Source organism: Streptomyces flavofungini (assembly GCF_014650815.1).
Lineage (GTDB): Bacteria > Actinomycetota > Actinomycetes > Streptomycetales > Streptomycetaceae > Streptomyces > Streptomyces flavofungini.
The window spans coordinates 455,318-479,915 of sequence record NZ_BMVR01000005.1; the positions used below are offsets into that span (position 1 = coordinate 455,318).

A 24,598-nucleotide genomic window follows, 5' to 3' on the forward strand; every position below is an offset into this window, starting at 1 on the left:
ATGCTTCGTTACGTTACCTAACCTTTAACGCGCTCTTGACGCGCACCCTCACACTCCGCCTCGCGTCTCCGAACCTTCGTTCGATGTCGGTTTCCGACTCCGCGTCCGGGGCCGTATCGCCCTGCGCCTATGGTTGCTCCAGCACTCCAGGACCCGCACAAGCCCCGCCCTGCCGCTCGCGAAGGACAGCAAGGACAGCGATGCCCTCCAACACCAACGCCTCTTCCGGTCGCAAGTCCGGTAGGAAGAAGGGGCGCCGAGCCCGACTGATCGTGATCGTCCTGGTCCTGGCCGTCGTAGGAGGCATCGGGTTCGGCGCGTACTGGAGCATCAGCGCCGTCCGCGCCTCCTTCCCGCAGACCAAGGGCTCCATCGACCTGAAGGGCCTGTCGGGCACGGTCGAGGTCAAGCGCGACGGCAACGGCATTCCGCAGATCTACGCCGAGTCCGATGAGGACCTGTTCATGGCACAGGGCTTCGTCCAGGCGCAGGACCGCTTCTGGGAGATGGACGTACGCCGCCATATGACCTCCGGCAAGCTCTCCGAGATGTTCGGGAAGAGCCAGGTCAAGACCGATGAGTTCCTGCGCACTCTCGGTTGGCACCGGGTGGCCAAGAAGGAGTACGACTCCAAGCTCTCGCCGAAGACGAAGAAGTACCTCCAGGCGTACGCCAAGGGGGTCAATGCCTACCTCGACGGCAAGGGCGGCAAGGAGATCTCCGTCGAGTACGCGGCGCTCTCCTTCGAGAACGACTACAAGCCGCAGAAGTGGACGCCCGTCGACTCGATCGCCTGGCTCAAGGCCATGGCCTGGGACCTGCGCGGCAACATGCAGGACGAGATCGACCGCGCCCTGATGACCAGCCGCCTCGGCCCGTCGCAGATCAAGGACCTCTACCCGGAGTACCCGTTCGACCTGCACAAGCCCATCGTCCAGGAGGGCCGCTACAACGGCGTCACCGAGAAGTTCAGCGGTGACGACTCGCCGAGCGGGCAGTCGGGCACGGGTACGGGCACGGGGACCGGTACTGGCAGCGGTACGGGTACGGGCACCGGAACCGGCACTGGTACCGGTACTGGGACCGGCACGGGCACCGGTACGGGCACGGGAACCGGCGCAGCCGGTTCCCAGACCTCCGGCAACGGCCTCCAGTCCCAGCTCTCCGGCCTCTCCGACGTCCTCGACAAGATCCCGGACGCCGGTCTCGGCTCGAACGGCAACGGCATCGGGTCCAACTCCTGGGTGGTCTCCGGAGCGCACACCATCACCGGCAAGCCGCTCCTCGCCAACGACCCGCACCTGGCCCCGCAGCTCCCGTCCGTCTGGTACCAGATGGGCCTGCACTGCAAGTCCGTGTCGGCCAAGTGCCAGTACGACGTCAGCGGCTACACCTTCTCCGGCCTGCCCGGCGTGGTCATCGGCCACAACCAGGACATCGCCTGGGGCATGACGAACCTCGGGGCCGACGTCACCGACCTGTACCTGGAGAAGTTCACCGCCGACGGCTACCAGTACAACGGCAAGATCGTCCCCTTCAAGCCCCGCGAGGAGAAGATCAAGGTCGCGGGCGGCAAGACCAAGACGATCACGGTGCGCGAGACCAACAACGGCCCGCTGATCTCCGACCGCGACGACGAACTGGTCAAGGTCGGCAAGAAGGCCCAGGTCGACGCCTCCGCTCCGGACCGCGGCGACGGCTACGGCATCGCCCTGCGCTGGACCGCCCTCGAACCCGGCAAGTCCATGGACGCCGTCTTCGAGCTGAACAAGGCCAAGAACTTCAAGGACTTCCGCAAGGCCGCCGCCGACTTCGAGGTGCCCTCGCAGAACCTGATCTACGCCGACACCAAGGGCAACATCGGCTACCAGGCGCCCGGCAGGATCCCCACCCGGGGCAAGGGCGACGGCTCGCTGCCCGCGCCCGGCTGGGACCCGGACTACCGCTGGGGCGACCCCATCCCGCAGGACGCCCTGCCGTACGAGTACAACCCCAAGCGCGGCTACATCGTCACCGCCAACCAGGCCGTGATCGACGACGGCGACGGCAAGAAGTACCCGTACAAGCTCACCTCGGACTGGGGCTACGGCGCGCGCAGCCAGCGCATCGAGGACCTCATCAAGTCCAAGACGAAGAACGGCGGCAAGATCTCCACGGAGGACATGCGGCTGATGCAGACGGACAACAGCAGCGAGATCGCCCGGCTGCTCGTGCCCAAGCTGCTGAAGATCGACATCGGCGACAAGCACGTCCGTGAGGCCCAGAAGCTCCTTGAGGGCTGGGACTACACCCAGGACGCCGATTCGGCCGCCGCCGCCTACTTCAACGCCGTCTGGCGCAGCATCCTGCAGCTCGCCATCGGCAACAAGCTGCCCAAGGAACTGCGCGTCAAGGGCCAGTGCCTGTCCGTCGAGCCGACGGGCAACACCCGCCCGGCCGACGAGGAGAACCGGGTGCGCGAGTGCGGCGAGCGCGACGCGGACTCCGCGCAGCCCGACGGCGGCGACCGCTACTTCGAGGTCATCCGCAAGATCCTCGACGACCAGGACAACGACTGGTGGAAGACGCCGGGCACGCGCACCGACAAGGAGACCAAGAACCGCGACCAGCTCTTCGCGCGGGCCATGGAGGACGCGCGCTGGGACCTGACGGCCAAGCTCGGCAAGGACATCGACACCTGGAGCTGGGGGCGCCTGCACACCCTCACGCTGAAGAACCAGACGCTCGGCACCGACGGCCCCGGCTGGCTCCAGTGGGTCCTCAACCGCGGCCCCTGGAAGCTCGGCGGCGGCGAGGCCACGGTCAACGCCACCGGCTGGAACGCGGCCGGCGGCTACGGAGTGATCTGGGTGCCGTCGATGCGGATGGTCGTGAACCTGAAGGACCTCGACAAGTCCCGCTGGATCAACCTCACCGGCGCCTCCGGGCACGCCTACAGCGATCACTACACCGACCAGACCGGCAAGTGGATCAAGGGCGAACTGCTGCCGTGGGCCTACTCCGAGAAGGCCGTCGAGGACAGCACGGACGACACGCTGGTGCTGAAGCCCTGACGGGCGCGAGCCGCCCGGCTCGGTGCGACAGTTGAAAGGGCCCTCCACGCGCGCGTGGAGGGCCCTTTCGCCTTGCGGGACGTACGGACGCGGGCCCGCCGCTCACGTGAAGCGGCGCACCGCCGACGGCGTCACCACCGCGTGCACCGGCCGGTCGTGCGCCTCCCCGGGGACGTGCGCGACCACTTCGGAGTCGTACAGGAGCACCACCAGCGCGGGGGAGAGCGCCGCGCGCTCGAGGCGGGCGAGCACCCGGTCGTACGATCCGCCGCCGCGGCCGAGCCGCGTCCCGTGCGCGTCCACCGCGAGCCCCGGGAGCAGCACGGCGTCGGCCGCCAGGACGGCGTCGGGGCCGAGGCGCGGGCCCGCGGGCTCCAACAGCTTCATCTTTCCCGCGTGTTGGACGGGGGCGAGGGAGCCGGGGCCGTCGTACGCGGCCCAGTCCAGGTCGTTGTCGGGGAGCAGGACGGGCAGCAGGACACGTGTCCCGCGCGCGTGGAGGGTGTCCAGGAGGGCACGGGTGCCGGGTTCGGTGCCTACGGAGACGTACGCTGCGACCGTGTGCGCGCCCGAGAGTTCGGGCAGTTCCAGGGAGCGCTCGGCGAGCGCGGCCGCCGCCTTCTGCGTGTCACCGGGCGTCAACCCGCCTCTTACCGTGAGGATCTCTGCGCGCAATGTGCGCTTGTTTCCCTTGCCCGGACCGGGTTGATCCATGGTCAACTCACAAACCCTTCCTATTGTGCGCACATGTGGGCCTATATTCCGGAGCCACAGATTCCACACATAGGCACCGGTTAAGGTAACGCTCATGACTGAGTCTCCCCCCAAGATCACCAAGGCTGTCATCCCAGCAGCGGGACTTGGCACTCGCTTCCTGCCCGCCACGAAGGCCACGCCCAAGGAGATGCTGCCGGTCGTCGACAAGCCGGCGATCCAGTACGTGGTCGAAGAGGCTGTCGCCGCGGGCCTGGACGACGTCCTCATGGTCACGGGCCGCAACAAGCGCCCCCTTGAGGACCACTTCGACCGGAACTACGAGCTGGAGTCGGCCCTCGCGAAGAAGGGCGACGAGTCCCGGCTCGCGAAGGTCCAGGAGTCCAGCGACCTGGCGACCATGCACTACGTCCGCCAGGGCGACCCCAGAGGACTCGGTCACGCCGTCCTGTGCGCCGCCCCCCACGTCGGCCGCGAGCCCTTCGCCGTACTCCTCGGCGACGACCTGATCGACCCGCGCGACCCCCTGCTCGCGCGCATGGTCGAGATCCAGGAGCGGCACGGCGGCAGCGTCATCGCGCTCATGGAGGTCGCCCCCGAGCAGATCCACCTCTACGGCTGCGCGGCTGTCGAGCCCACCGCCGACGGCGACGTCGTGAAGGTGACCGACCTGGTCGAGAAGCCCGAGGCGGCGGACGCCCCGTCGAACTACGCGATCATCGGCCGCTATGTCCTCGACCCCCACGTCTTCGACATACTGCGCAAGACCGAGCCGGGCCGCGGCGGCGAGATCCAGCTCACCGACGCGCTCCAGCAGCTCGCGGCCGACGAGAAGATCGGCGGCCCGGTGCACGGCGTGGTCTTCAAGGGCCGCCGCTATGACACCGGCGACCGCGGCGACTATCTGCGTGCCATTGTCAGACTCGCGTGCGAACGTGAAGACCTGGGCCCGGACTTCAAGGCCTGGCTTCGCAGTTACGTCACCGAGGAGATGTAGCACTTGAGCAGCAGCGGCACGACGCACCACGGCACCGGTCGGGACCAGCTCTGGTCGGTGGACGAGCACCTGGACGACATCCTCGCGACCGTCCGGCCACTGGAGCCCATCGAGCTCCAGCTCCTCGACGCCCAGGGCTGTGTCCTGATCGAGGACGTCACGGTGCCCGTCTCGCTGCCGCCCTTCGACAACAGCTCCATGGACGGGTACGCGGTGCGGGTCGCCGACGTCGCCGGCGCCAGCGAGGAGTTCCCGGCCGTCCTCACGGTCATCGGGGACGTCGCCGCGGGCCAGGGCGAGCAGCCCACGGTCGGCCCCGGCGAGGCCGCCCGCATCATGACCGGCGCCCCGCTGCCGCCCGGCGCCGAGGCCGTCGTGCCCGTGGAGTGGACCGACGGCGGGCTCGGCGAGGGCCCCGCCAGCGGCATGCGGGCCCACAGCGCGGCCCCCGAGGGCGCCTCCGGCGAGGTCCGCGTGCACCGCCCCGCCGAAGCCCGCGCCCACGTGCGCGCGCGGGGCAGCGACGTCCGCGCCGGGGACCGCGCCCTGACCGCGGGCACGGTCCTCGGCGCCCCGCAGATCGCGCTCCTGGCCGCGATCGGCCGGGGCACGGTCAAGGTGCGCCCGCGCCCGCGCGTGGTCGTCATGTCCACCGGCAGCGAACTGATCCAGCCGGGCGAGGAGTTGGCCGACGGCCAGATCTACGACTCCAACAGCTTCGCCCTCACCGCCGCCGCCCGCGACGCCGGAGCCATCGCCTACCGCGTCGGCGCGGTCACCGACGACGCCGAGGTCCTGCGCTCCACCATCGAGGACCAGCTCATCCGCGCCGACCTGCTCGTCACCACGGGCGGCGTCAGCGTGGGGGCGTACGACGTCGTCAAGGAGGCGCTCGACTCCATCGGCGACCCGGACGACGAGGAGGGCCTGGGCGCGGGCGGGGGCGTGGAGTTCCGCAAGCTCGCCATGCAGCCGGGCAAGCCGCAGGGGTTCGGCACCATCGGCCCCGACCACACCCCGCTGCTCGCCCTGCCGGGCAACCCGGTGTCCTCGTACGTCTCCTTCGAGATCTTCGTACGGCCCGCCGTGCGCGCGCTGATGGGCCTGCCGGACGTCCACCGGCCCACCGCCCGCGCGCGGATCGCCGCCGACAAGGCGCTGACCTCGCCGTCCGGGCGGCGCCAGTTCCTGCGCGGGCGGTACGACGCCGACGCGGGCACGGTGACACCGGTCGGCGGCTCCGGGTCGCATCTGGTCGCCGCCCTCGCCCACGCGGACGCGCTGATCGTCGTCCCCGAGGGCAGCACGTCCGTCGAGCCGGGCACCGAGGTCGACGTGGTGCTGCTCGGCTGACGGGCCCCGCGGGCCGACCGGGCGCGCGGCTCGGGCGGGGCGGCGCCGGGGCGGTACTGTGTCGCGCACAGCAGGCCCGCCGCGCACCGCACCGCGCGGGGCCCGGACCGGGAGCGCCACAGCACATGAGCACGCAGCAGCGACTGACGCACATCGACGAGGCGGGCGCGGCCCGCATGGTCGACGTATCCGAGAAGGACGTGACCGCCCGGACCGCGCGCGCCAGCGGCCGGGTCCTGGTCTCGCCCCGGGTGATCGAGTTGCTGCGGGGGGACTCACCAGAAGGGGGCCTCCCCAAGGGCGACGCCCTGGCGACCGCCCGCATCGCGGGCATCATGGGCGCCAAACGCACCCCCGACCTGATCCCGCTGTGCCACCCGCTGGCCGTCTCCGGAGTGAAGGTCGACCTGAGCGTCGCCGACGACGCCGTGGAGATCCTGGCCACCGTGAAGACGACCGACCGCACCGGCGTCGAGATGGAGGCCCTCACCGCGGTCACCGTCGCCGCGCTCACCGTCATCGACATGGTCAAGGCCGTCGACAAGGGCGCCGTCATCACGGACGTACGGGTCGAGGAGAAGACGGGCGGCAAGTCCGGCGACTGGAACCGGCAGGGAGCGGGAGCATGACGCACCGCGCGCCCGTCGACGCCCACCGGGACGCCGAGGAGGCCGGGGCATGACGTACCGGGCATTCGTCGTCACCGCCTCCAACCGCGCCGCCGCCGGCGTCTACGCCGACAAGGGCGGCCCGATCCTCGCCGACGGCCTCGCCGCCCTCGGCTTCGCCGTCGACGGCCCGCGGGTGGTGCCCGACGGCGACCCCGTCGAGCAGGCCCTGCGCGACGGCGTCGCCGCCGCGTACGACGTCATCCTCACCACCGGCGGCACCGGCATCTCGCCCACCGACGGCACCCCCGACGCCACCCGCCGCGTCATCGACTACGAAGTCCCGGGCATCCCGGAGGCGATCCGCGCGTACGGCCGCGAGAAGGTGCCCACCGCCGTGCTGTCCCGGGGCCTCGCCGGGGTCGCGGGGCGCACGCTGATCGTGAACCTGCCCGGTTCCAGCGGCGGCGTACGCGACGGACTCGCCGTCCTCACGCCGCTGTTGGCCCATGCCGTCGACCAGCTGCGCGGCGGCGACCATCCGAGAACCGACGGGGGTGCGAGCTGAACAGCCCCAGCTGGCCCGTCGAGCTGACGGACGGCGATGTCGTCCTGCGGCCGATAAAACTGCGCGACCAGCGCGCCTGGCGCGAGGTCAACCGGCGCAACCGCGACTGGCTGCGCCCCTGGGAGGCCACGATCCCGCCGCCCACCCCCAGCGGCCCGGTCGCCCACCGCCCCACCTACCGGCAGATGGTCCGGCACCTGCGCGCCGAGGCCAACGCGGGCCGCATGCTGCCGTTCGTCATCGAGTTCCAGGGCCGCCTCGTCGGGCAGTTGACGATCGCCGGGATCACCTGGGGGTCGATGTGCTCGGCCCACGTGGGCTACTGGGTCGACGAGTCGGTCGCCGGGCGCGGGGTGATGCCGACCGCCGTGGCGCTCGCCGCCGACCACTGCTTCCGGAGCGTCGGGCTGCACCGCATCGAGGTCTGTATCCGGCCCGAGAACGCGCCGAGCCGCCGGGTGGTGGAGAAACTCGGATTCCGCGAGGAGGGGTTGCGGCCCCGCTATCTCCACATCGACGGGGCCTGGCGCGACCACCTGGTGTTCGCGCTCACCGTGGAAGAGGTGCCGGAGGGGTTGCTGCGGCGCTGGCAGCAGGCACGTCCGCGGAACACCGCCTGACGGTGCGTGAGGACACCGGGCAGCGCCGCGTGGGAACACCGCGTGACGCTTCGCGGAGCGTGGGACGGGTGCCGGGCGGGCGCCTGACGGGCCGTCGCGCCCCTGCCGCGGCGCAATGCTGCCACTCTCATAAATGAAATATCTGTTCGAAATTGATCGGTGAGTGACCGTTAAATTCGGCGCCTCGTCGGCCTGTTGATCGCATCAGTCACAAAAAAAGTTCGAGATATCAGCCAGATCGTGCGACACACCGGCTCAATTGGCGGATGGCCTCGACAAAACCCCTCTACCGTGTGAGGCGTGAGCAGCAGCGGCCTCATCTACGCAGTCATCGTCGGGGCCTGGGCCGCCTACTTGGTGCCGATGTGGCTCCGTAGGCAGGACGAGCTCAACGAAGCTCGTCCGACGGAACGCTTCAGCACCGCCATCCGGCTGCTTTCCGGACGGGCGGGAATGGAGCGCCGGTACGCCAAGGACCTGCAAGCGCGCTCGCCTGAAGAGGAGGAGTCGCGCAGCGACCCGGACGCCGTGACCGACTCGGTCGACGTCCGGTCCTTCGCCGTGCCTCCGGGAGCGGAACGCGAGGGGCGCGCCACGGACTCCCGCGGCCGTCCCGCCGCCGAGCCGCACGGCCGCCCGGCCGCTGACCACCACGGCCGCCAGGCCGAGCCCCACAGCCGCCAGGCCGACCACCACGGCCGCCCCGTGGCCACCGGCGGCCGTCCCGCGCCCGCCCGGCCCCAGCCCCGCGCCTCCGCCGCCGAGCAGGCGCAGCCCGGCGCGCAGGCGCGCGTCGGCGCGCGTCCGGGTGCCCAGCAGGGGGCCGGGACGGGTCAGGGTCCGTCCCAGGCCGCCCGGCGCGCCGCCGCGGCCGACGCCGCCGCGCGGGCCCGGCGCACGAAGGTGCTCGCCCGCCGTCGGCGCACCACGGTGATGCTGTTCCTCACGTTCACCGTCGGCACGATCGTCGCGGCCGTCGGCGGCTTCGCGTTCCTGTGGGCGCCCGCCGTCCCGGCCGGGCTGCTCAGCGCGTACATCGTCTATCTCCGCCGCCAGGAGCGGCGCCGCTTCACGTACACGATGGACCGGCGCCGGGCCGAGGTCGCCGCGCGGCGGCTGCGCGAGCGGCAGGCGCGCGGGCGCGAGGCGAACGCCGAGCCCGCCGCCGAGGAGCCCGCGCCAGAGTCGGAGACCGGTCTGTCGGCGCTCGCCGCCGACCGCCGCGCCCTCGTCGAGCAGACCGACCACGCCGAGTGGGTCGACCAGCAGCGCGAACGCCAGCACGGCCCCGGCCGCGCCGACAGCTGGGACCCGGTCCCGGTGCCCCTGCCGACGTACGTGACGGCGCCGGTCGCCCCGCGCGCCCCCGGCAGCGTCGACCTCGGCGCCCCCGACACCTGGAGCTCGGCCCGGTCGAGCACCGCCGAGCCCGCCGCGGACCGCAGGGCGGCGGCGCACGCCGAGGCGGCCGCGGCCGCCGAGGAGCAGCGGGCCGCCGGCGGCGGGAGCGGCACCGACGGCGCTGACGGCGCTGACGGCACCGACGGCGCCGACGGCGGTCGCAGCGACGCCCGCCGCGCGGCCTCCGCCCGCCGCTCCCGCGAACGCGGCCGCACCCCGCTGTTCGACCAGTACGACGACGGGGCCGACGGCCGCCCGCGCGCCGCCAACGAGTGACGCCCGGGCACCGCCGGGCCCCGCTCGGCCCGCCTCCCTGACCAGCCCGGACCCGCCTCCCTGACCAGCCAGGAACGGATTTCCAAGCACCCGGACGGGGATGCTAGAGTTTCACTCGTTGCAAGGGCCTGTGGCGCAGTCCGGTAGCGCACCTCGTTCGCATCGAGGGGGCCAGGGGTTCGAATCCCCTCAGGTCCACTGCACAACCGCTCTTGAGGAAGCTCAAGTCGGTAGACGAAGATCCCGTCCGATCGCAAGATCGGGCGGGATCTTCGCCGTTTCCAGGGGCTGTTCGGGGTCGGTACGGCCTCGGGCCCGGGACCGAGGCCCAGCGGCGGAGGACCAAAGGCCGAGGTCCGGGGTGGAATAGGGGAGCCGGGGAGATCGCTCCAAGCGTCATACGCACATCGGCAATTGACGTGATGACACGAGGGGACCACCCGCATGTGGAACGGCGACGCACTCGACCTCGAGGCCTATCTGGCGCACCTCGGGCACGACGGGGACCGGTCGCCCTCGCTGGCGACGCTGCGGGCGCTGCACCGGGCGCATGTGCTGTCCGTGCGGTGGGAGAACGTGGAGGCGGTGCTGCGGAAGTACCGGCCGCTCGATGTCGAGTCCGTTCAGGCCAAGCTGATCGGCAGTGCGCGCGGGGGGACCTGTTTCGAGCACGTCACGCTCTACGCGGCCGCGCTGGAACGGCTCGGGTTCCGGTTCGTCGTGGTGCAGGGGCGGGTGCAGATGGGCGAGACCAGGATCAGGCCCGCCACGCACGCCATGGTGATCGTGGAGCTGGCGGGGAAGCGGTGGCTGAGTGACATCGGGTTCGGGGCCAGCCCGCTGGAGCCCATCGAGCTGACCGACGCCACGGACGTGCCGGACGGCGTCTGGCCGTACCGGCTGCGGCGGCAGGAGGTCGGCCCCGGCGTCGACGGGTGGGCGCTCTACCAGCCCGCGGGCCCGGGCCAGGCCGACAACTCCGGCGACGGCTGGATGATCCGGCACACCTTCACGCTCCACCCGCAGTACCCCGTCGACCTGCGCGTCACGAACCACTTCGGCGCCAGCAGCCGCCACTCGGCCTTCAGCGACCGGATCTTCGTGCAGCGCCTCCACCCCGACCGGCTGCACCTCCTGGACAACCGTCGCCTCACCACCGTCACGCCGGAGCGGCCCGGCCCGCCGGAGACCCGGGATCTTGAGCCGCACGAGGTGCCGGAGGTGCTCGCCGGCCTCTTCGGGGTCGAGCTGTCGGCGGCGGACGCCGAGCTGCTGGTGCCCAAGCTGGTCTGAGTCAGTCCGGGAGGACGGCGAAGGTCAGGCCGCGCAGGCGGGCCGGGGCGGAGACGACCTCGTACGACGTGATCCTGCCGGACTCGACGGTGACGGTGAGGGCCAGGAGGAGGCGGCCGCGCGGGGCCACGACGATGCCGGGGACGCCGTCGAGCAGGACTGTGGCGGCGTGCCGGGCGTTGCGGGTGAGCAGGACCGTCTCGCGGGCCACCGCGGCGGCGCCGTGGATCTCGGTGGCCGCGCCCAGCGGGAGCGCCGCCGGGTCGGCGCGGCGGACGACGTCCGGGGCCAGGACCGCGAGCAGCGCGTCGAGGTCGCCGCCGCGGGCCGCGGTGAGGAACGCCTCGACGACCTCCCGGTGCCCCGTCAGCTCCGCCGCGGGGACGGCCGGGGTGCCGCGCACCTTGCCGCGGGCCCGGCTCGCCAGCTTCTTCGCGGCCACCGGTGAGCGCTCCACGATGGGCGCGATCCGGTCGAACGGTACGGCGAAGGAGTCGTGCAGGACGAAGGCGACGCGCTCCGCCGGACCCAGGGTGCCGAGGACCACGAGCAGGGCGCGGCCGACCGACTCGATCAGGAGCGCCTCCTCCTCGGGGGTGTGCGCGTCGGCGCTGCCGATGTGGTCGGGGACCTGGCCGCCGACGAAGTCCTCGCGGCGGGTGGTGCGGGCGCGGAGCATGTCGAGGCAGATGCGGGAGACGACGGTCGTCAGCCAGGCGGGCAGGTTCTCCACCGTCTCGGGATGCTCGGGGCGCCCGGCGCTCTCGGGGTTCCCGGCCGTTACGGCGGCGCGAGTGGTGCGAGTGGTGCGAGTGGTGCGAGTGGTGCGAGTGGTGCGAGTGGTGCGAGTGGTGCGAGTGGTGCGAGTGGTGCGAGTGGTGTGAGCGGCGTCGACGGTGCGAGCGGTGTCGGCGGTGCGAGCGGTGTCGGCGGTGCGAGCGGTGTCGGCGGCCGTACGGCTCAGGCGCAGCCACGTCTCCTGCACCGCGTCGTCCGCCTCGCTCAGCGAGCCGAGCATGCGGTACGCGATGCCCCGCAGTCGCCCGCGCTGGTCCTCGAAGCGGTCCGCCAGTTCGGCCTGCTCGTCCATCGGTCACCTTTCCCCGGCTTGCTCCGTCACCTTCCTGACGTACCGGACCGAAGAGAAGTGACAGGAGTTGAGCAGACGTGAGCGACATGGGTGACACGGGTGCCGTACGGGGCGGGCTGCTGCATCTGGACTCCAGTGCCGATCGGCGAGGGGAGTCCGTGACGCGGACGCTGACCGGGCTGTTCGCGCGGAGCTGGCGGGAGCGGTACGGGGACGCCGGGTACCGGTACCGGGATCTGGCCGCGGAGCCGGTGCCGCTGGTGGGGTCCGGCTATGTCGCGCTCGGGACGCGCACGGAGCGGCAGGGCGCCGTACCGCTGGCGAAGGTGGCCGCGCTGGCCGAGGGGGCCGACGAGGAGCGGGAGTGGGCGCTGACGCTGCCGCTCGTGGCGGAGCTGCGGGCGGCGGGGACCGTCCTGATCGGGGTGCCGATGTACAACTTCGGGGTGCCGGCGGCGCTGAAGGCGTGGATCGACCGGGTGTCGTTCCCGGGGGCGTTCACCGACCCGGACAGTGGGCGTCCGCATCTCGGCGGGACGCGGGTCGTGGTGGTCGCCGCGTGCGGCGGGGGGTACGGGCCGGGGACGCCGCGCGCGGACTGCGACTTCCAGGTGCCGTATCTGCGGGCGTACTTCGGGGAACTCGGGGTGGCCGAGGGGGAGCTGCACATCGTGCGGGCCGAGCTGACGCGGGCCGGGGACATTCCCGCGCTGGCGCCGTTCCGGGACCTCGCGGTGGACTCGCTCGCGGCGGCGCGGGCGGCGGTGACCGAGCTGGCCGTACGTCCTCTCGGCGGGCGTCCGGCCGCTCTCCACATGTGAGAAATGCCCGGATCGATACATTTGATCCATATGGAGCAGCCCCGTCAGGACCGTCGCCGCCGTCTGCGGCACGGCCCTGACGGCCGCGCTGGCCGGTGGCTGCGCGGAGCACGGCGGCCTGTACGTCGAGGGGCCCGCGCTGCGGCCCTCGCGGATCAGCGGGCCCGTGTACGTCGCCGACGCGCTCAGTTCGCCACTGCGGAAACCGGCCGTCATCGGGCTCACCATCGCGGTGGGGCAGGCGAAGGTTCTCGGGGCCGGGTTGCGGTTCTCCAGCCCGGCAGGGGGCGGGGCGCTGGCGGAGCTGGACCTCGGCGCGGCCGTGGTCCCGGGGCGGGGGTCGGACGGGTCCTAGCGCAGGGGCTTGGCGTAGCAGCGGCTCAGGGGGGTGTCGCGGTAGTGGCCGAACTTGGCGCAGGGGGTGTAGGCGCTGGAGATGTAGAGGGCTATGGCCTCCGGCTGCTTGGTGCCGGTCTCCAGGACCATGCGGGTGCGGCCCGCCTCGCGGGCGTCGGACTCCAGGGCCGCGAGGATGCGGCGGGCGAGGCCGAGGCCCCGGGCCTCCGGGGTGACGTACATGCGCTTGATCTCGGCGTCCCCGTCGGAGTACCCCTCGCCGTTCTCGTCCATGGCGCGCCAGCCGCCCGTGGCCAGCGGGGTGCCCGCGTCGTCGTACGCGATCAGGTACAGGCCGTACGGCGGCTTGAACATGGCCGCGGCCAGCGGGGTCACGTCGCCTTCGTCGCCGTAGCGCTCGGCGTACTCGAGCTGGACGCGGTCGTTGAGCTTGACGGCGTCCGGGTGGTCGAAGGCGACGGGATGTATGTTCATGCTCTCCATCGTACTTCTATGCAGGGCCGTGGGGGCGGCCGTGGGATTCCGGGCGGCTACCAGTGTGCCGGTATCGTGCCGGGATGCTCACAGTGACCAGCGTGAATGTGAACGGCCTGCGTGCCGCCGCCAAGAAGGGCTTCGTGGAGTGGCTCGCCGGGACCGGCGCGGACGTGCTGTGTCTGCAGGAGGTGCGGGCCGAGCCGCAGCAGCTCCCGGCGGACGTACGGGACCCGGAGGGCTGGTACGTCACGCACGCCCCGGCCGCCGCGAAGGGCCGCGCGGGGGTGTCGCTGTACACGCGGCGGGAGCCGGAGCGGGTGCGGGTGGGCTTCGGATCGGAGGAGTTCGACGACAGCGGGCGGTACGTGGAGGCGGACCTGCCGGGTGTGACGGTCGCGAGCCTGTATCTGCCCTCGGGCGAGGTCGGCACCGAGCGGCAGGACGAGAAGATCCGGTTCATGGCGGAGTTCCTGGAGTACCTGAAGGGGCTCAGGGCGCGGGCCGCCGCCGACGGGCGCGAGGTCCTGGTCTGCGGTGACTGGAACATCGCCCACCAGGAGGCCGACCTCAGGAACTGGAAGGGCAACAAGAAGAACTCCGGGTTCCTGCCCGAGGAGCGGGCCTGGCTGAGCCGGGTCTTCGAGGAGTTCGGCGACGACGTGCTGCGCGCGCTGCACCCCGACGTCGAGGGCCCCTACTCCTGGTGGTCCTACCGCGGCCGCGCCTTCGACAACGACACGGGCTGGCGCATCGACTACCACGTGGCGACGCCGGGCCTCGCCGGGCGCGCGGTCAAGGGGTCCGTGGAGCGGGCCGCCACGCACGCCGAGCGCTGGTCGGACCACGCCCCGGTGACCGTCGTCTACGAGTAGGCCACCGGGCGGCCGGCGGGCGAAGTCGCGGCCAAAAGTCCGGCAGGGGACTGTCCCGGCTCCCGCGTGGCGTGGCAGATTGCGGTCGCGCCCCTCCTTCATGATGGGCGCGCCAACTGATCCTCGCGCGGGGGTGCTTCATGTCTGATGGTTCGTCCGGAGGTCCTGCCAGAGGTCTGTCCCGGCGAGGGCTGCTGACCGGTGCCGCGGGCGCGGTGGCGGGTGCGGGGCTCGCGGGGGCGCTGCCCGCGGGCACGGCGTCCGCGTCCGCCGCGTCGGCCCCGTCCGCCACCGGTCCCGGGGTCCCCCCGGGCACCCCGCCCGTCCTGGTCACCGAGCAGGCGAGCAAGCGGCTCCTGGTGCTCGACCCGCGCCGTCGCGTCTGGGACCCGGTGGCCGAACCGTCCGTCGTGCGCTGGCAGTTCTCGCCCCTCGGTGACCCCCGCTACCGGGACCTCCGGCCGGAGGCGAGCTGGGTGTACCCGTGCGAGGCGAAGGCGCGCGTGCACCGCAAGCGGACCCTCGTGCTGACCACAGCGTCGTTCGGGTTCGTGGCCGCCGTCGAGTACCCGACGGGGCGGCGCTACTGGGGCGCGGCGCTCGGCCCCGGCGACGACCTGTTCAACCCGCACAGCGCGGAGCTGCTGCCGGACGGCAACGTGGCGGTGGCGTGCAGCTCGGGTGCGCTGGTGCGGGTGTACGCCGCCTCGCTCGGCCCGGCCGCCACCCGGTACGCCGAGGACGGGTTGAAGGGCGCGCACGCGCTGCACTGGGACCGCGCGCGGCGGGTGCTGTGGGCGCTCGGCGACGACGACCTGGTGGCGTACGAGGTCGGCGGCACGCCCGCGCGGCCCGCGCTGACCCGCACGTCCGTGACCCCGCTGCCGGTCGCCGTGCCCGGCAGGACCGCGGGCGGGCACGACCTGTTCCCCGTCGCGGGGCGGCCGGGGCGGCTGTGGGTGACGACCAACGCGGCCGTGTTCCAGTACGACCTGCGCCGCGGCACCTTCGTACGCGACTACGCGGGGCACGAGCTGATCGACCGCGCGGCGGTGAAGGCCGTCGGCAACGACCCGCGCACCGGGCAGGTCCTCAGCACCGTGCCGGAGAAGGGCCTTGAGGAGACCTGGTGGACGACGAAGGTGGGCGTGCACCGGCCCACGGGGACGTATACGCTGGTCAACGGGGGGATCTACAAGGCGCGTTGGTGGCTCCCGCGCTGAGGCCGCCGCGCCGGGCCCCTATCCCCTGGGTCCGCTCCCCGGCTTCTCGTCCGCGAGCCGCCGGTCGAGGGCCAGCGAAAGCTCCGCCTCCACCACGCTCTTGGCGACCGGGCGCAGCATCTCGATGCTGACGTCCGTGTTCTCCGGGGCGTGCGTGCGCACGACCGTCACGAACAACTCGGCCAGCGCGTCCGCGTGTTCGCGCACGAGCTGGCCCGCCTCCAGGACCGCCGCGAGCGGGATGCCCTTGCGGACGAGGGTGGTCGAGGCGTCCAGGAGGCGGCGGCTGATGTGCACGATGTCGTCGCCGTCGGTGCCGAGATAGCCGAGGTCCAGGGCCGCCGACAGGTTCTCCGGGGTGACCTCGCCCGCGAACCGGTCGGCCAGCTCCTCGGGGGTGAGGCGGACCGGGTTCTCCTCCGAGGGGCCGTCCATGCCGAGGAGTTCGGCCACGTCGCGGCCCTGCTCGAAGGCTTCGGCCAGTTCCGCGATGCCGTTCAGGGTGTGGCCGCGCTCCAGGAGGGCGGCGATGGTGCGCAGGCGGGCCAGGTGGTGCTCGTCGTACCAGGCGATGCGGCCCTCGCGGCGCGGTGGCGGGATCAGCCCGCGCTCACGGTAGAAGCGGACGGTGCGCACGGTGATGCCGGCCTCCTTGGCCAGCTCGTCCATGCGGAACTCGCGTACGTCCGCCGCTCCGGCCGCGTCTGCCGTGTGATCTGCCACGTGGGCAGCCTATGCCGGGACCGGGCCGCCGCGCCGGGGGCGTACCGTCGGTAACTTTCCTCGCCGGACCCCTACCCATGAGTACGACGCTGTTCTACTCTCCCCATTGCGCCAGTGCTTACTGGCAGAGTCACACCTCGGGAGGCGTCGGCATGGCCGGGAGCGAACGTGTGGAACACGTGCGGGTGGCGGTGATCGGGTCCGGGTTCGGCGGGATCGGCGCCGCCGTCCGGCTGCGCAGGGAGGGCATCACCGACTTCGTCGTCCTGGAGCGGGCCGGTGCCGTCGGCGGCACCTGGCGGGACAACAGCTACCCGGGCTGCGCCTGCGACGTGCCGTCCCACCTGTACTCGTTCTCGTTCGCGCCGAACCCGGACTGGCCGCGCACCTTCTCCGGGCAGGAGCACATCTGGGACTACCTGGAGCGGGTCGCGGACACCTTCCGGCTGCGCCCGCACCTCCGGCTCGACACCGAGGTCCTGAAGCTGGCCTGGGACACCGACGAGCTGCGCTGGGGGATCGAGACCAGCACCGGCAAGCTCACCGCCGACATCGTGGTCTCCGCCACCGGACCGCTCTCCGACCCCAAGACGCCCGACATCCCGGGCCTGGACACCTTCCCCGGCAAGGTCTTCCACTCCGCGCGCTGGGACCACGACTACGACCTGCGCGGCAAGCGCGTCGCCATGGTCGGCACCGGGGCCTCCGCGATCCAGATCGTGCCGGAGATCCGGCGCGAGGTGCGGCAGCTCACGCTGTTCCAGCGCACCCCGCCGTGGGTCCTGCCGCGCGCCGACCGGGCCATCACCGGCGTCGAGCGGTGGCTGCACCGGCAGTTGCCGTTCACCACCCAGGCGCGCCGGGGCCTCCTGTGGGGCATCAGGGAGCTCCAGGTGCAGGCGTTCACCAAGCGGCCGGACGAACTCGGCCTGATCGAGCGCATCGCCAAGCGCAACATGGAGCGGTCGGTCAAGGACCCGGTGCTGCGGGCCAAGCTGACGCCGACGTACCGCATCGGCTGCAAGCGGATCCTGCTCTCCAACGCCTACTACCCGGCGCTCGCCAAGCCCAACGTCGACGTGGTCGCGAGCGGCCTCGCCGAGGTGCGCGGGTCCACCGTCGTGGCGGCCGACGGCACCGAGACCGAGGTCGACGCGATCGTCTTCGGCACCGGCTTCCACGTCACGGACATGCCGATCGCCGAACGCGTCGTCGGCGCGGACGGCACCACGCTGGCGGAGAGCTGGAAGGACGGCATGAAGTCGCTGCGCGGCGCGACCGCCGCGGGCTTCCCGAACTTCTTCACCGTCATCGGCCCGAACACCGGCCTCGGCAACTCCTCGATGATCCTCATGATCGAGTCCCAGCTGAACTATCTCGCCGACTACATGCGGCAGTTGAACACCATCGGCGGCCGCACCGCGCTGTCCCCGCGCACCGCCGCCGTCGACGCCTGGAACCGCCGCGTCCAGGAGCGCATGAAGCGCACCGTCTGGAACACCGGCGGCTGCACCAGCTGGTACCTGGACGACAACGGCGTCAACACCACCGTCTGGCCCGGTACGACGACGGAGTTCCGCACCGCCACGCGGCGCGTCGACCTGTCCGAGTACGAGGTCGTGCGCGCCCCCGCGGCCGACGGCGGACCCCGGCGCCGCAGGTCCGGCAAGGCGACCACGAAGGCGAGGGCCACCGCATGACCCGGCTCACCCACGTCCGCAGCGGGCCCTACGCGCCGCCCGTCCCCGCGCACGAGCTGACCGCCGTCTCCGCCGACGGGGCCCGCGTCCACGTCGAGGTGCACGGGCCCGAGCACGCGCCCGCGATCGTCCTCGCGCACGGCTGGACCTGCTCCACCGCGTTCTGGGCGGCGCAGATCCGGGCCCTGGCGGACAGCTACCGCGTGATCGCCTACGACCAGCGCGGGCACGGGCGCAGCGAGGCGCCCCTGGAGGCCGCCGGATACGGCACCCGGGCCCTCGCCGACGACCTCGAAGCCGTGCTCGCCGCGACCCTCGCGCCCGGTGAACCCGCCGTCCTCGTCGGGCACTCCATGGGCGGCATGACGCTGATGGCCGCCGCCGGGCGGCCCGGGGTGCGCGACCATGCGGCCGCGGTGCTGCTGTGCAGCACCGGCGGTTCGCGGCTCGTCGCCGAGTCGACGGTCCTGCCGCTGCGCGCCGGAGGGGTGCGGACGTGGCTCACCCGGCGGCTGCTCGGGTCGCGGGCGCCCCTCGGACCCGTGACGCCGATCGCCCGGCGCCTCCTCAAGTACGCCACGATGGGCCCCGGTTCGGCGCCCGAGCGGGTCGAGGTGTGCGCGCGGATCGTGCACGGGTGCCCGCGCGTCGTGCGCTACCGGTGGGCGCACGTCCTGGACGAGCTGCACCTCGAAGCCGGGGTGGCCGGGCTCGCGGCGCCCACGGCGGTGATCGCGGGGACGGCCGACCGGCTCACGCCCGTCGTGCAGGCCCGGCGGATCGCAGCGGCGCTGCCGCACTGCCTCGGCCTGACCGAGCTGACCGGCGTCGGGCACATGACGCCGGTCGAGGCGCCGGAGGTGGTGACCCGCAGGATCACGGAACTGGCGGAGCGGTACGTCGTACGGGAGCCCGTGTCGCGGCAGGAGAGGGAGGGCGCATGAGCAAGGTGAGCCTGGAAGGACAGGTCGCGGTCGTCACCGGGGCCGCACGCGGAGTCGGGGAACTCCTCGCCCGCAAGCTGTCGGCGCGCGGCGCGCAGGTGGCGCTCGTCGGGCTCGAACCCGACGAACTGAAGCAGGTCGCCTCGCGGCTGCACGGCGAGGCCGAGTGCTGGCACGCCGACGTCACCGACCACGAGGTGATGGCGCGGGTCGCCGATGAGGTCAAGGCGCGGTTCGGGAAGGTCGACATCGTCGTCGCCAACGCCGGGGTGGCGAGCGGGGGGCCCTTCCTCTCCTCCGACCCCGTCGCCTGGCGGCGGGTCATCGAGGTCAACCTGATCGGCAGCGCGGTGACGGCGCGGGCGTTCCTGCCCGTCCTCATGGAGAGCCGCGGCTACCTCCTCCAGATCGCCTCGCTCGCCGCGCTGACGCCCGCGCCGATGATGACCGCGTACTGCGCGTCCAAGTCGGGCGTGGAGGCGTACGCGCACGCGCTGCGGGCCGAAGTCGGCTACAAGGGCGTGCAGGTCGGCGTCGGCTATCTGTCCTGGACGGACACCGACATGGTGCGCGGGGCCGACGCGGACGACGTGATGCGGGAGTTGCGGTCGCGGCTGCCGTGGCCGTCCAACAAGACGTATCCGCTCGGCCCCGCCGTCGACCGGATCGTCGCCGGGATCGAGCGGCGGAGCGCCCACGTCTACGCGCAGTGGTGGCTGCGGGGCATGCAGGGCATGCGGCCGTACCTGCCGGGGGTCATCGCCCGCGTCGGCCAACGGGAGATGCGGCGGTTCGAGCCGCGGCTCGGGGAGGTCTCGACCGGGCTTGTGGGGGCGGGGGGTACCGCTGACGCGGAGGCTCGCCGGGGGCGGTAGCGCGTGAAACGGGGCTCGCCCGGAAGTCCGGGCGAGCCCCGTTCGCTGTTCCGCCCGTGCGACGGCTACGCGTCGTAGTCCTGGTCGAACTTGTCCTGAGCCTCCTGCGCGGCGCGCTGGGCCTCGTCGGGGGCCTTCTCCTGGGCCTGCTGGGAGCGCTCGCTCGCCTCGTCCTTGGCGCCGCCCATGGCCTCCTGCGCCTTGTTGCGGAGCTGCTCGGCCTTGTCCTGGAACTGGTCCTTCATGCCCATGCTGTGCACTCCCGTTGTGGGTGAGGGGATGGGGCCTCGACCAGACTCACATAGCCGCAGAAACAGCGCATTTCGATCACTCACGCTCCGTGATCCGTCCGCTGGGCGCCCCTCGGCGGCAGCTTCGGGCGCCGCCGGTCGGGCACGTCCGAGTAGCCCGGCGGCACCGCGGCCGGGTGGAGCGCGAGCAGGTCCAGAGCGACCCGCACCGCGTCGTCGAGCTGTGCGTGCCGCCCCTCCGCCCAGTCCAACGGCGTGCGCAGGACGGCGAGATCGGGCTCCACGCCGTGGTTCTCCACGGACCAGCCGTAGGTGTCGAACCAGGCCGCGTTCATCGGCACCGTGATGACCGTGCCGTCGCCGAGCGTGTGCCGCCCGGTCATCCCGACGACCCCGCCCCAGGTCCGCTGCCCCACCACGGGCCCGAGCCCGAGAAGCTTGAACACGGCGGTGATCATGTCGCCGTCGGAGGAGGTCGCCTCGTCGGCGAGGGCGACGACCGGGCCCCGGGGCGCGTTGGAGGCGTACGACACCGGCTGGGCGTCCCGCGTCAGGTCCCAGCCGAGGATCTTGCGGGTGAGCTTCTCCACGACGAGTTCGCTGATGTGGCCGCCCGCGTTGCCGCGTACGTCGACGAGCAGCGCGGGCAGCGACACCTCTAGGCGCAGGTCCCGGTTGAACTGGGCCCAGCCCGAGCCGCCCATGTCGGGGATGTGCAGATAGCCGCACCGGCCGTCGCTCAACTCCCTTACGACCTCACGGCGTTTGGCCACCCAGTCCTGGTACCGCAGCGGCCGCTCGTTGACGAGCGGCACGATCGCGACCCGCCGTGAGCGCCCCGCGCCCGCCGCGGGCCGGAACGTCAGCTCCACCGTCGTACCGCCCGCCGCGGCGAGCAGCGGATAGGGGCCGGTCACGGGGTCGACGGGCCGCCCGTCCACATGGGTGAGGACGGCGCCCTCGCGGATGCCCGCGCCGGCCAGCGGCGAGCGCGCCTTGGAGTCGGAGGACTCGCCGGGCAGGATCCGTTTCACGACCCAGCCCTCGTCCCTGCGCACCAGGTTGGCGCCGAGGAGGCCCATCGCCCGCTGGTAGTGCGGGGGACCCTCGTTGCGCCGCGCCGCGGTGACGTACGCGTGCGAGGTGCCGAGTTCGCCGAGGACCTCCCGGAGCAGGTCGGCGAACTCGTCGGGCGATGCGACGCGCTCCACCAGGGGCCGGTACTGGTCGAGGACGCCCGTCCAGTCGATGCCGCACATCCCCGGTTCCCAGAAGTGGGCGCGGATGAGGCGGCCCGCCTCGTCGAAGGCCTGCCGCCACTCGGCGGCCGGGTCGACGTCGTGCAGGATGCGGCGCAGGTCGAGCCAGACGGTGCTGTCGCCGTCGCCGGACTCGGTGGACGGCACGGCCCGCAGGTCGCCCTCGTCCACCACGACGAGCCGCGAGCCGTCCCCGCTGGTCGCGAACCAGTCGAGGTGGTCGACGAGTTCGGACTTCTTGGCCTTGGTGATGTTGAAGTACTCCAGGGTCGGACGGCCCGAGGTGTCGGCCGGGTTGGCGAAGGTCTCGCCGAGCGCGCCCGAGATCGGCCACCGCAGCCACACCAGGCCGCCGCCGCTCACCGGGCACAGCGCGGAGTACTTCGACGCCGCCACCGGGAACGGCGTGACCCTGCTCGCCAGGCCCTCCGCCTCCACGGTCACCGTCCCGTCGCCGGACCCGTCGTCGCCCGCGCCGTCAGCGCCGTCCGCGTACGGGTCGAGCCCGCCCGCCGCGGGCCGCCCGTCGGGCAGCAGCGCGAAGGGCGAGGGCGTCGCGGACGACAGCGGTACGAGGTAGGGGCGGCAGCCGAGCGGGAAGGACAGGTCGCCGGTGTGCACGTCGTAGACGGGGTCGAAGCCGCGCCAGGAGAGGAAGGCGAGATAGCGGCCGTCCCGGGTGAACACCGGGTTCTCGTCCTCGAAGCGGCCGTTGGTGACGTCGATGACGGTGCGGGCCCCGGGGCCCGCGATCCGGGCCAGCTTGATCTTCCGCAGGGACCGGCCGATGCCGGGGTGCGACCAGGTGAGCCACGCCCCGTCGGGGGAGAAGGCGAGGTCGCGCACGGGGCCGTTGAGGGACCGGATCAGCTCCGTCACCTCGCCGTCGGAGTCCTCGGTGCCCGCGGCGGCGGCCGCTTCCTCGGACACGGTGACGAGCAGCAGGCGGCCGTCGTGCGAGGCGATCGCGAGCCGCTCCCCGGCCGGGTCGGACACCAGCTCCTGCACCCGTCCGAGCTGCCCGCCCGCCAGCCTGCGCGGCGCCCGGTCGCCGCTGGCCCGGGGCAGGTAGGCGATCTCGACCGCGTCCTCGCCCTCGGCGTCGGTGACGTACGCGACCTGCCCGCCCGCGCCCAGCATCTCCGGCAGCCGCACCCGGACGCCGGGGGTGTCGGCGATGGTGCGGGCGGGGCCGTCGCGGTGGGTCAGCCAGTACAGGCTGCCGCGTACGACGACGGCGCTGGCGCGGCCCGTGGTGTCCACCGAGAGCGCGTCGACGTGCTGCGCGGCGGGCACCTGGTACGTCCGCCGCCCCGCGCGCGGGCCGCCGATCTCGACCTCGACGCGGCGCGGCACGGAGTCGGCGGCCAGGTCGTCCACCAGCCAGATCTCGCCCGCGCACTGGTAGACGACGCGGGTGCCGTCGCTGGCGGCGTGCCGGGCGTAGAAGGCGTCGTGGTCGGTGTGGCGGCGCAGGTCGGTGCCGTCGGGCAGGCAGGAGTACAGGTTGCCGACGCCCTCGTGGTCGGAGAGGAACGCGATCCGCCCCGACACGAACATCGGCGCGTCCAGATGCCCCCCGAGGTCGCCGAGCAGCCGCTCGCCGTGCAGCCACAGGCGGCCCGTCGCGCCGCCCCGGTAGCGCTTCCAGGCGGCGGGCTCGTGCGGCGGCTTCCCGGTCAGGAGCAGCGTGCGGCGCTCGCCGTCGCCCTCGCCGTCGAGCACGGCGATGTCGTGCACCGGGCCCCAGGGCAGCCTGCCGCCGGGGGAGCCGTCGGTGGGGACGCTGTAGGCCCAGCAGAAGTACGAGAAGGGCTGGCCGTGCGAGGAGACGGCGAGGATGTCGCCGTCCGGGGTCCAGCCGCAGACGCGGGTGTCCATGGAGCCCCAGTAGGTCAGACGGCGCGCGGGGCCGCCGTCCGCCGGGGCCAGGTGGATCTCGGGGTCCAGGCTGCGCCAGCTCGTGTACGCGACGTGACTGCCGTCCGGGCTGAAGCGGGGGTGGCCGAGCTTGGTGCGGTCGGCGGTGATCCGCCAGGCGCGGGTCGGCTCCGCGCCCTTCGGGACGAGGGGGGCGATCCATAGGTCGTCCTCGGCGACGAAGCAGAGCCGGTCGCCGCTGACGTGGGGGAAGCGGAGGTACGCCTGGGTCACGTCCCCATGCTTTTCCGTGCCGGAGGCCGGGGCAACTTATGGGGCTCGCCCCTGAAGCGTGTGGCCCGGAACACGTACGAAACCGTTTCGTTTCGCTAGGAGGTCCCGTAGAGTACTCGGCGTAGCAGTGGCATCGGGAAATCGGGAAACAAGGAGTCGGCTCATGGCTGAAGTGGCAGTGCCGCCGCGGCGGAGCCGGATCACGCCCGAGCGGGAGGCGGAGCTCTACGAGGCCGTCCTGGAGCTGCTGCGCGAGGTCGGGTACGACGCGCTCACGATGGACGCGGTCGCTGCCCGCACCCGGTCCAGCAAGGCCACGCTCTACCGCCAGTGGGGCGGCAAGGCGGAGCTGGTCGCCCGGGCGCTGAAGCACAACAAGCCCGTGTCCATGGCCGACATCGACACGGGGTCCCTGCGCGGGGACTTCATGGAGATGGTGGCCCTCCAGGACGACTGCAAGATGAAGCAGGACCAGGCGCTGATGCGAGGCCTGTTCCACGCCATCCACGGCAACCCCGAACTGCGCCAGGCGCTGCGCCAGTTGCTGATCGAGCCGGAGATCACCGGCCTGAACGAGCTGCTGCGCCGCGCCGTCGCCCGGGGCGAGATCGACGCCGACAACCCGGCGTTCGAGTACGTCATCCACATGCTGGTCGGCGGCTTCGTCGCCCGCGACCTCGTCGAGGAACGCCCTGCCGACCAGGACTTCCTCCGCAGTTACATCAACGCCGTGATCCTCCCCGCCCTCGGCGTCTCATCCCTCTAGGTCCCTCTAGATCCCTCTAGGCCCTTCTGGTTCCCGCTAGACCCCTCCAGGCCCCTCTCGACCCACTCACCCGGGGAGCCCCCCCCGGTCGCGCCCGCGACCACACCACCTGACGCGACCTCCCCCCTGCCCTGAGGGCATGGGCGGTACCCCCTTCGTCGTCGGGCTGATCACCCCTGCCCAGAAGCCAGCAGCCACCACGA

At 72.5% G+C, this 24,598-nt stretch carries 22 protein-coding genes and 1 tRNA gene; 17 read left to right on the forward strand and 6 right to left on the reverse strand.

Annotation, left to right across the window (positions count from 1 at the left end; translation table 11 throughout):
• The first annotated feature begins 200 nt into the window (after positions 1–200).
• Positions 201–3,053 carry a penicillin acylase family protein gene (locus IE274_RS15465; RefSeq protein WP_190116296.1) on the forward strand — a complete coding sequence of 951 codons (2,853 nt, stop codon included), beginning with the start codon at positions 201–203 and terminating at the stop codon, positions 3,051–3,053.
• 102 nt (positions 3,054–3,155) lie between these two features.
• Here IE274_RS15465 and IE274_RS15470 read toward each other — a convergent pair whose 3' ends face one another.
• Complete coding sequence (locus IE274_RS15470; protein ID WP_190116297.1) at positions 3,156–3,767, reverse strand: 5-formyltetrahydrofolate cyclo-ligase; 612 nt, start codon at positions 3,765–3,767, stop codon at positions 3,156–3,158.
• 94 nt (positions 3,768–3,861) lie between these two features.
• On the opposite strand from IE274_RS15470, the gene galU reads away from it, so the two are divergent.
• From galU to IE274_RS15510, 8 genes are all read left to right on the forward strand, one after another.
• Positions 3,862–4,764, forward strand: coding sequence for a UTP--glucose-1-phosphate uridylyltransferase GalU (gene galU, locus IE274_RS15475; RefSeq protein WP_190116298.1), 903 nt, complete (start codon positions 3,862–3,864; stop codon positions 4,762–4,764).
• Between the two features lie 3 nt (positions 4,765–4,767).
• A complete protein-coding gene (glp, locus tag IE274_RS15480; RefSeq protein WP_190116299.1) occupies positions 4,768–6,117 on the forward strand; it encodes a molybdotransferase-like divisome protein Glp in 1,350 nt (449 codons plus the stop codon).
• A 125-nt stretch (positions 6,118–6,242) separates the two neighbouring features.
• Positions 6,243–6,746 (forward strand): cyclic pyranopterin monophosphate synthase MoaC, encoded by a 504-nt coding sequence (gene moaC, locus IE274_RS15485; protein ID WP_190116300.1) that lies wholly within the window; start codon positions 6,243–6,245, stop codon positions 6,744–6,746.
• A gap of 49 nt (positions 6,747–6,795) precedes the next feature.
• On the forward strand, positions 6,796–7,293 hold the full coding sequence (locus tag IE274_RS15490; RefSeq protein WP_190116301.1) for a MogA/MoaB family molybdenum cofactor biosynthesis protein: 498 nt from the start codon (positions 6,796–6,798) through the stop codon (positions 7,291–7,293).
• Positions 7,290–7,913, forward strand: coding sequence for a GNAT family N-acetyltransferase (locus IE274_RS15495; protein WP_190116505.1), 624 nt, complete (start codon positions 7,290–7,292; stop codon positions 7,911–7,913). Before IE274_RS15490 ends, IE274_RS15495 begins: the two co-directional genes overlap by 4 nt.
• A gap of 300 nt (positions 7,914–8,213) precedes the next feature.
• A complete protein-coding gene (gene sepX, locus IE274_RS15500) occupies positions 8,214–9,590 on the forward strand; it encodes a divisome protein SepX/GlpR (protein WP_190116302.1) in 1,377 nt (458 codons plus the stop codon).
• A gap of 124 nt (positions 9,591–9,714) precedes the next feature.
• Positions 9,715–9,788 (forward strand) — tRNA-Ala (locus IE274_RS15505).
• 246 nt (positions 9,789–10,034) lie between these two features.
• The gene (locus IE274_RS15510) at positions 10,035–10,883 is read left to right on the forward strand and encodes an arylamine N-acetyltransferase family protein (protein ID WP_190116303.1); all 849 of its coding nucleotides are present in this window, start codon (positions 10,035–10,037) and stop codon (positions 10,881–10,883) included.
• A gap of 1 nt (position 10,884) precedes the next feature.
• On the opposite strand, the gene IE274_RS15515 is transcribed toward IE274_RS15510, so the two are convergent.
• Positions 10,885–11,973, reverse strand: a complete 1,089-nt coding sequence (locus IE274_RS15515; protein WP_190116304.1) for a sigma factor — start codon at positions 11,971–11,973, stop codon at positions 10,885–10,887.
• 86 nt (positions 11,974–12,059) lie between these two features.
• Between IE274_RS15515 and IE274_RS15520 the strand changes: the two genes are divergently transcribed.
• Both IE274_RS15520 and IE274_RS15525 read left to right on the forward strand, forming a co-directional pair.
• Positions 12,060–12,794, forward strand: a complete 735-nt coding sequence (locus tag IE274_RS15520; protein WP_190116506.1) for an FMN-dependent NADH-azoreductase — start codon at positions 12,060–12,062, stop codon at positions 12,792–12,794.
• A 166-nt stretch (positions 12,795–12,960) separates the two neighbouring features.
• On the forward strand, positions 12,961–13,149 hold the full coding sequence (locus IE274_RS15525) for a hypothetical protein (RefSeq protein ID WP_190116305.1): 189 nt from the start codon (positions 12,961–12,963) through the stop codon (positions 13,147–13,149).
• Here the strand turns inward: IE274_RS15525 and IE274_RS15530 are convergent.
• The gene (locus IE274_RS15530; protein WP_190116306.1) at positions 13,146–13,625 is read right to left on the reverse strand and encodes a GNAT family N-acetyltransferase; all 480 of its coding nucleotides are present in this window, start codon (positions 13,623–13,625) and stop codon (positions 13,146–13,148) included. The genes IE274_RS15525 and IE274_RS15530 overlap by 4 nt on opposite strands.
• Positions 13,626–13,708: 83 nt before the next feature.
• Between IE274_RS15530 and IE274_RS15535 the strand changes: the two genes are divergently transcribed.
• Both IE274_RS15535 and IE274_RS15540 read left to right on the forward strand, forming a co-directional pair.
• Complete coding sequence (locus IE274_RS15535; protein ID WP_190116307.1) at positions 13,709–14,500, forward strand: exodeoxyribonuclease III; 792 nt, start codon at positions 13,709–13,711, stop codon at positions 14,498–14,500.
• A gap of 140 nt (positions 14,501–14,640) precedes the next feature.
• Positions 14,641–15,723, forward strand: coding sequence for a DUF6528 family protein (locus IE274_RS15540; RefSeq protein ID WP_229909559.1), 1,083 nt, complete (start codon positions 14,641–14,643; stop codon positions 15,721–15,723).
• Positions 15,724–15,741: 18 nt separating this feature from the next.
• Here the strand turns inward: IE274_RS15540 and IE274_RS15545 are convergent, their stop codons facing one another.
• Positions 15,742–16,392 (reverse strand): MerR family transcriptional regulator, encoded by a 651-nt coding sequence (locus IE274_RS15545; protein ID WP_190116508.1) that lies wholly within the window; start codon positions 16,390–16,392, stop codon positions 15,742–15,744.
• A 206-nt stretch (positions 16,393–16,598) separates the two neighbouring features.
• On the opposite strand from IE274_RS15545, the gene IE274_RS15550 reads away from it, so the two are divergent.
• The 3 genes from IE274_RS15550 to IE274_RS15560 are packed head-to-tail and all read left to right on the forward strand — an operon-like array spanning position 16,599 to position 19,965.
• On the forward strand, positions 16,599–18,146 hold the full coding sequence (locus IE274_RS15550; RefSeq protein ID WP_190116308.1) for a flavin-containing monooxygenase: 1,548 nt from the start codon (positions 16,599–16,601) through the stop codon (positions 18,144–18,146).
• Entirely contained in the window at positions 18,143–19,090 is a 948-nt protein-coding gene (locus IE274_RS15555) for an alpha/beta fold hydrolase (protein ID WP_190116309.1), read from the forward strand. Before IE274_RS15550 ends, IE274_RS15555 begins: the two co-directional genes overlap by 4 nt.
• Positions 19,087–19,965, forward strand: a complete 879-nt coding sequence (locus IE274_RS15560; protein WP_190116310.1) for an SDR family oxidoreductase — start codon at positions 19,087–19,089, stop codon at positions 19,963–19,965. The genes IE274_RS15555 and IE274_RS15560 overlap by 4 nt, the downstream gene beginning before the upstream one ends.
• Before the next feature lie 65 nt (positions 19,966–20,030).
• Here IE274_RS15560 and IE274_RS15565 read toward each other — a convergent pair whose 3' ends face one another.
• Both IE274_RS15565 and IE274_RS15570 read right to left on the reverse strand, forming a co-directional pair.
• Positions 20,031–20,216, reverse strand: a complete 186-nt coding sequence (locus tag IE274_RS15565) for a hypothetical protein (RefSeq protein WP_190116311.1) — start codon at positions 20,214–20,216, stop codon at positions 20,031–20,033.
• An 80-nt stretch (positions 20,217–20,296) separates the two neighbouring features.
• Positions 20,297–23,629, reverse strand: coding sequence for a S41 family peptidase (locus IE274_RS15570; protein ID WP_190116312.1), 3,333 nt, complete (start codon positions 23,627–23,629; stop codon positions 20,297–20,299).
• A 163-nt stretch (positions 23,630–23,792) separates the two neighbouring features.
• Between IE274_RS15570 and IE274_RS15575 the strand changes: the two genes are divergently transcribed.
• Positions 23,793–24,395 (forward strand): TetR/AcrR family transcriptional regulator, encoded by a 603-nt coding sequence (locus IE274_RS15575; RefSeq protein WP_190116313.1) that lies wholly within the window; start codon positions 23,793–23,795, stop codon positions 24,393–24,395.
• The last annotated feature ends 203 nt before the right edge of the window (positions 24,396–24,598 follow it).

Excerpts from the sequence above, each read along its gene's own strand:
- IE274_RS15515 (WP_190116304.1), bottom strand. The coding sequence starts at position 11,973 with ATGGACGAGCAGGCCGAACTGGCGGACCGCTTCGAGGACCAGCGCGGG.
- moaC (WP_190116300.1), top strand. The coding sequence starts at position 6,243 with ATGAGCACGCAGCAGCGACTGACGCACATCGACGAGGCGGGCGCGGCC.
- IE274_RS15465 (WP_190116296.1), top strand. The coding sequence starts at position 201 with ATGCCCTCCAACACCAACGCCTCTTCCGGTCGCAAGTCCGGTAGGAAG.
- IE274_RS15560 (WP_190116310.1), top strand. The coding sequence starts at position 19,087 with ATGAGCAAGGTGAGCCTGGAAGGACAGGTCGCGGTCGTCACCGGGGCC.
- IE274_RS15555 (WP_190116309.1), top strand. The coding sequence starts at position 18,143 with ATGACCCGGCTCACCCACGTCCGCAGCGGGCCCTACGCGCCGCCCGTC.
- IE274_RS15510 (WP_190116303.1), top strand. The coding sequence starts at position 10,035 with ATGTGGAACGGCGACGCACTCGACCTCGAGGCCTATCTGGCGCACCTC.
- IE274_RS15530 (WP_190116306.1), bottom strand. The coding sequence starts at position 13,625 with ATGAACATACATCCCGTCGCCTTCGACCACCCGGACGCCGTCAAGCTC.
- IE274_RS15575 (WP_190116313.1), top strand. The coding sequence starts at position 23,793 with ATGGCTGAAGTGGCAGTGCCGCCGCGGCGGAGCCGGATCACGCCCGAG.
- IE274_RS15550 (WP_190116308.1), top strand. The coding sequence starts at position 16,599 with ATGGCCGGGAGCGAACGTGTGGAACACGTGCGGGTGGCGGTGATCGGG.
- IE274_RS15565 (WP_190116311.1), bottom strand. The coding sequence starts at position 20,216 with ATGGGCATGAAGGACCAGTTCCAGGACAAGGCCGAGCAGCTCCGCAAC.
- IE274_RS15535 (WP_190116307.1), top strand. The coding sequence starts at position 13,709 with ATGCTCACAGTGACCAGCGTGAATGTGAACGGCCTGCGTGCCGCCGCC.
- galU (WP_190116298.1), top strand. The coding sequence starts at position 3,862 with ATGACTGAGTCTCCCCCCAAGATCACCAAGGCTGTCATCCCAGCAGCG.
- IE274_RS15540 (WP_229909559.1), top strand. The coding sequence starts at position 14,641 with ATGTCTGATGGTTCGTCCGGAGGTCCTGCCAGAGGTCTGTCCCGGCGA.
- IE274_RS15470 (WP_190116297.1), bottom strand. The coding sequence starts at position 3,767 with ATGGATCAACCCGGTCCGGGCAAGGGAAACAAGCGCACATTGCGCGCA.
- IE274_RS15520 (WP_190116506.1), top strand. The coding sequence starts at position 12,060 with ATGGGTGACACGGGTGCCGTACGGGGCGGGCTGCTGCATCTGGACTCC.
- IE274_RS15490 (WP_190116301.1), top strand. The coding sequence starts at position 6,796 with ATGACGTACCGGGCATTCGTCGTCACCGCCTCCAACCGCGCCGCCGCC.
- IE274_RS15545 (WP_190116508.1), bottom strand. The coding sequence starts at position 16,392 with ATGGACGAGCTGGCCAAGGAGGCCGGCATCACCGTGCGCACCGTCCGC.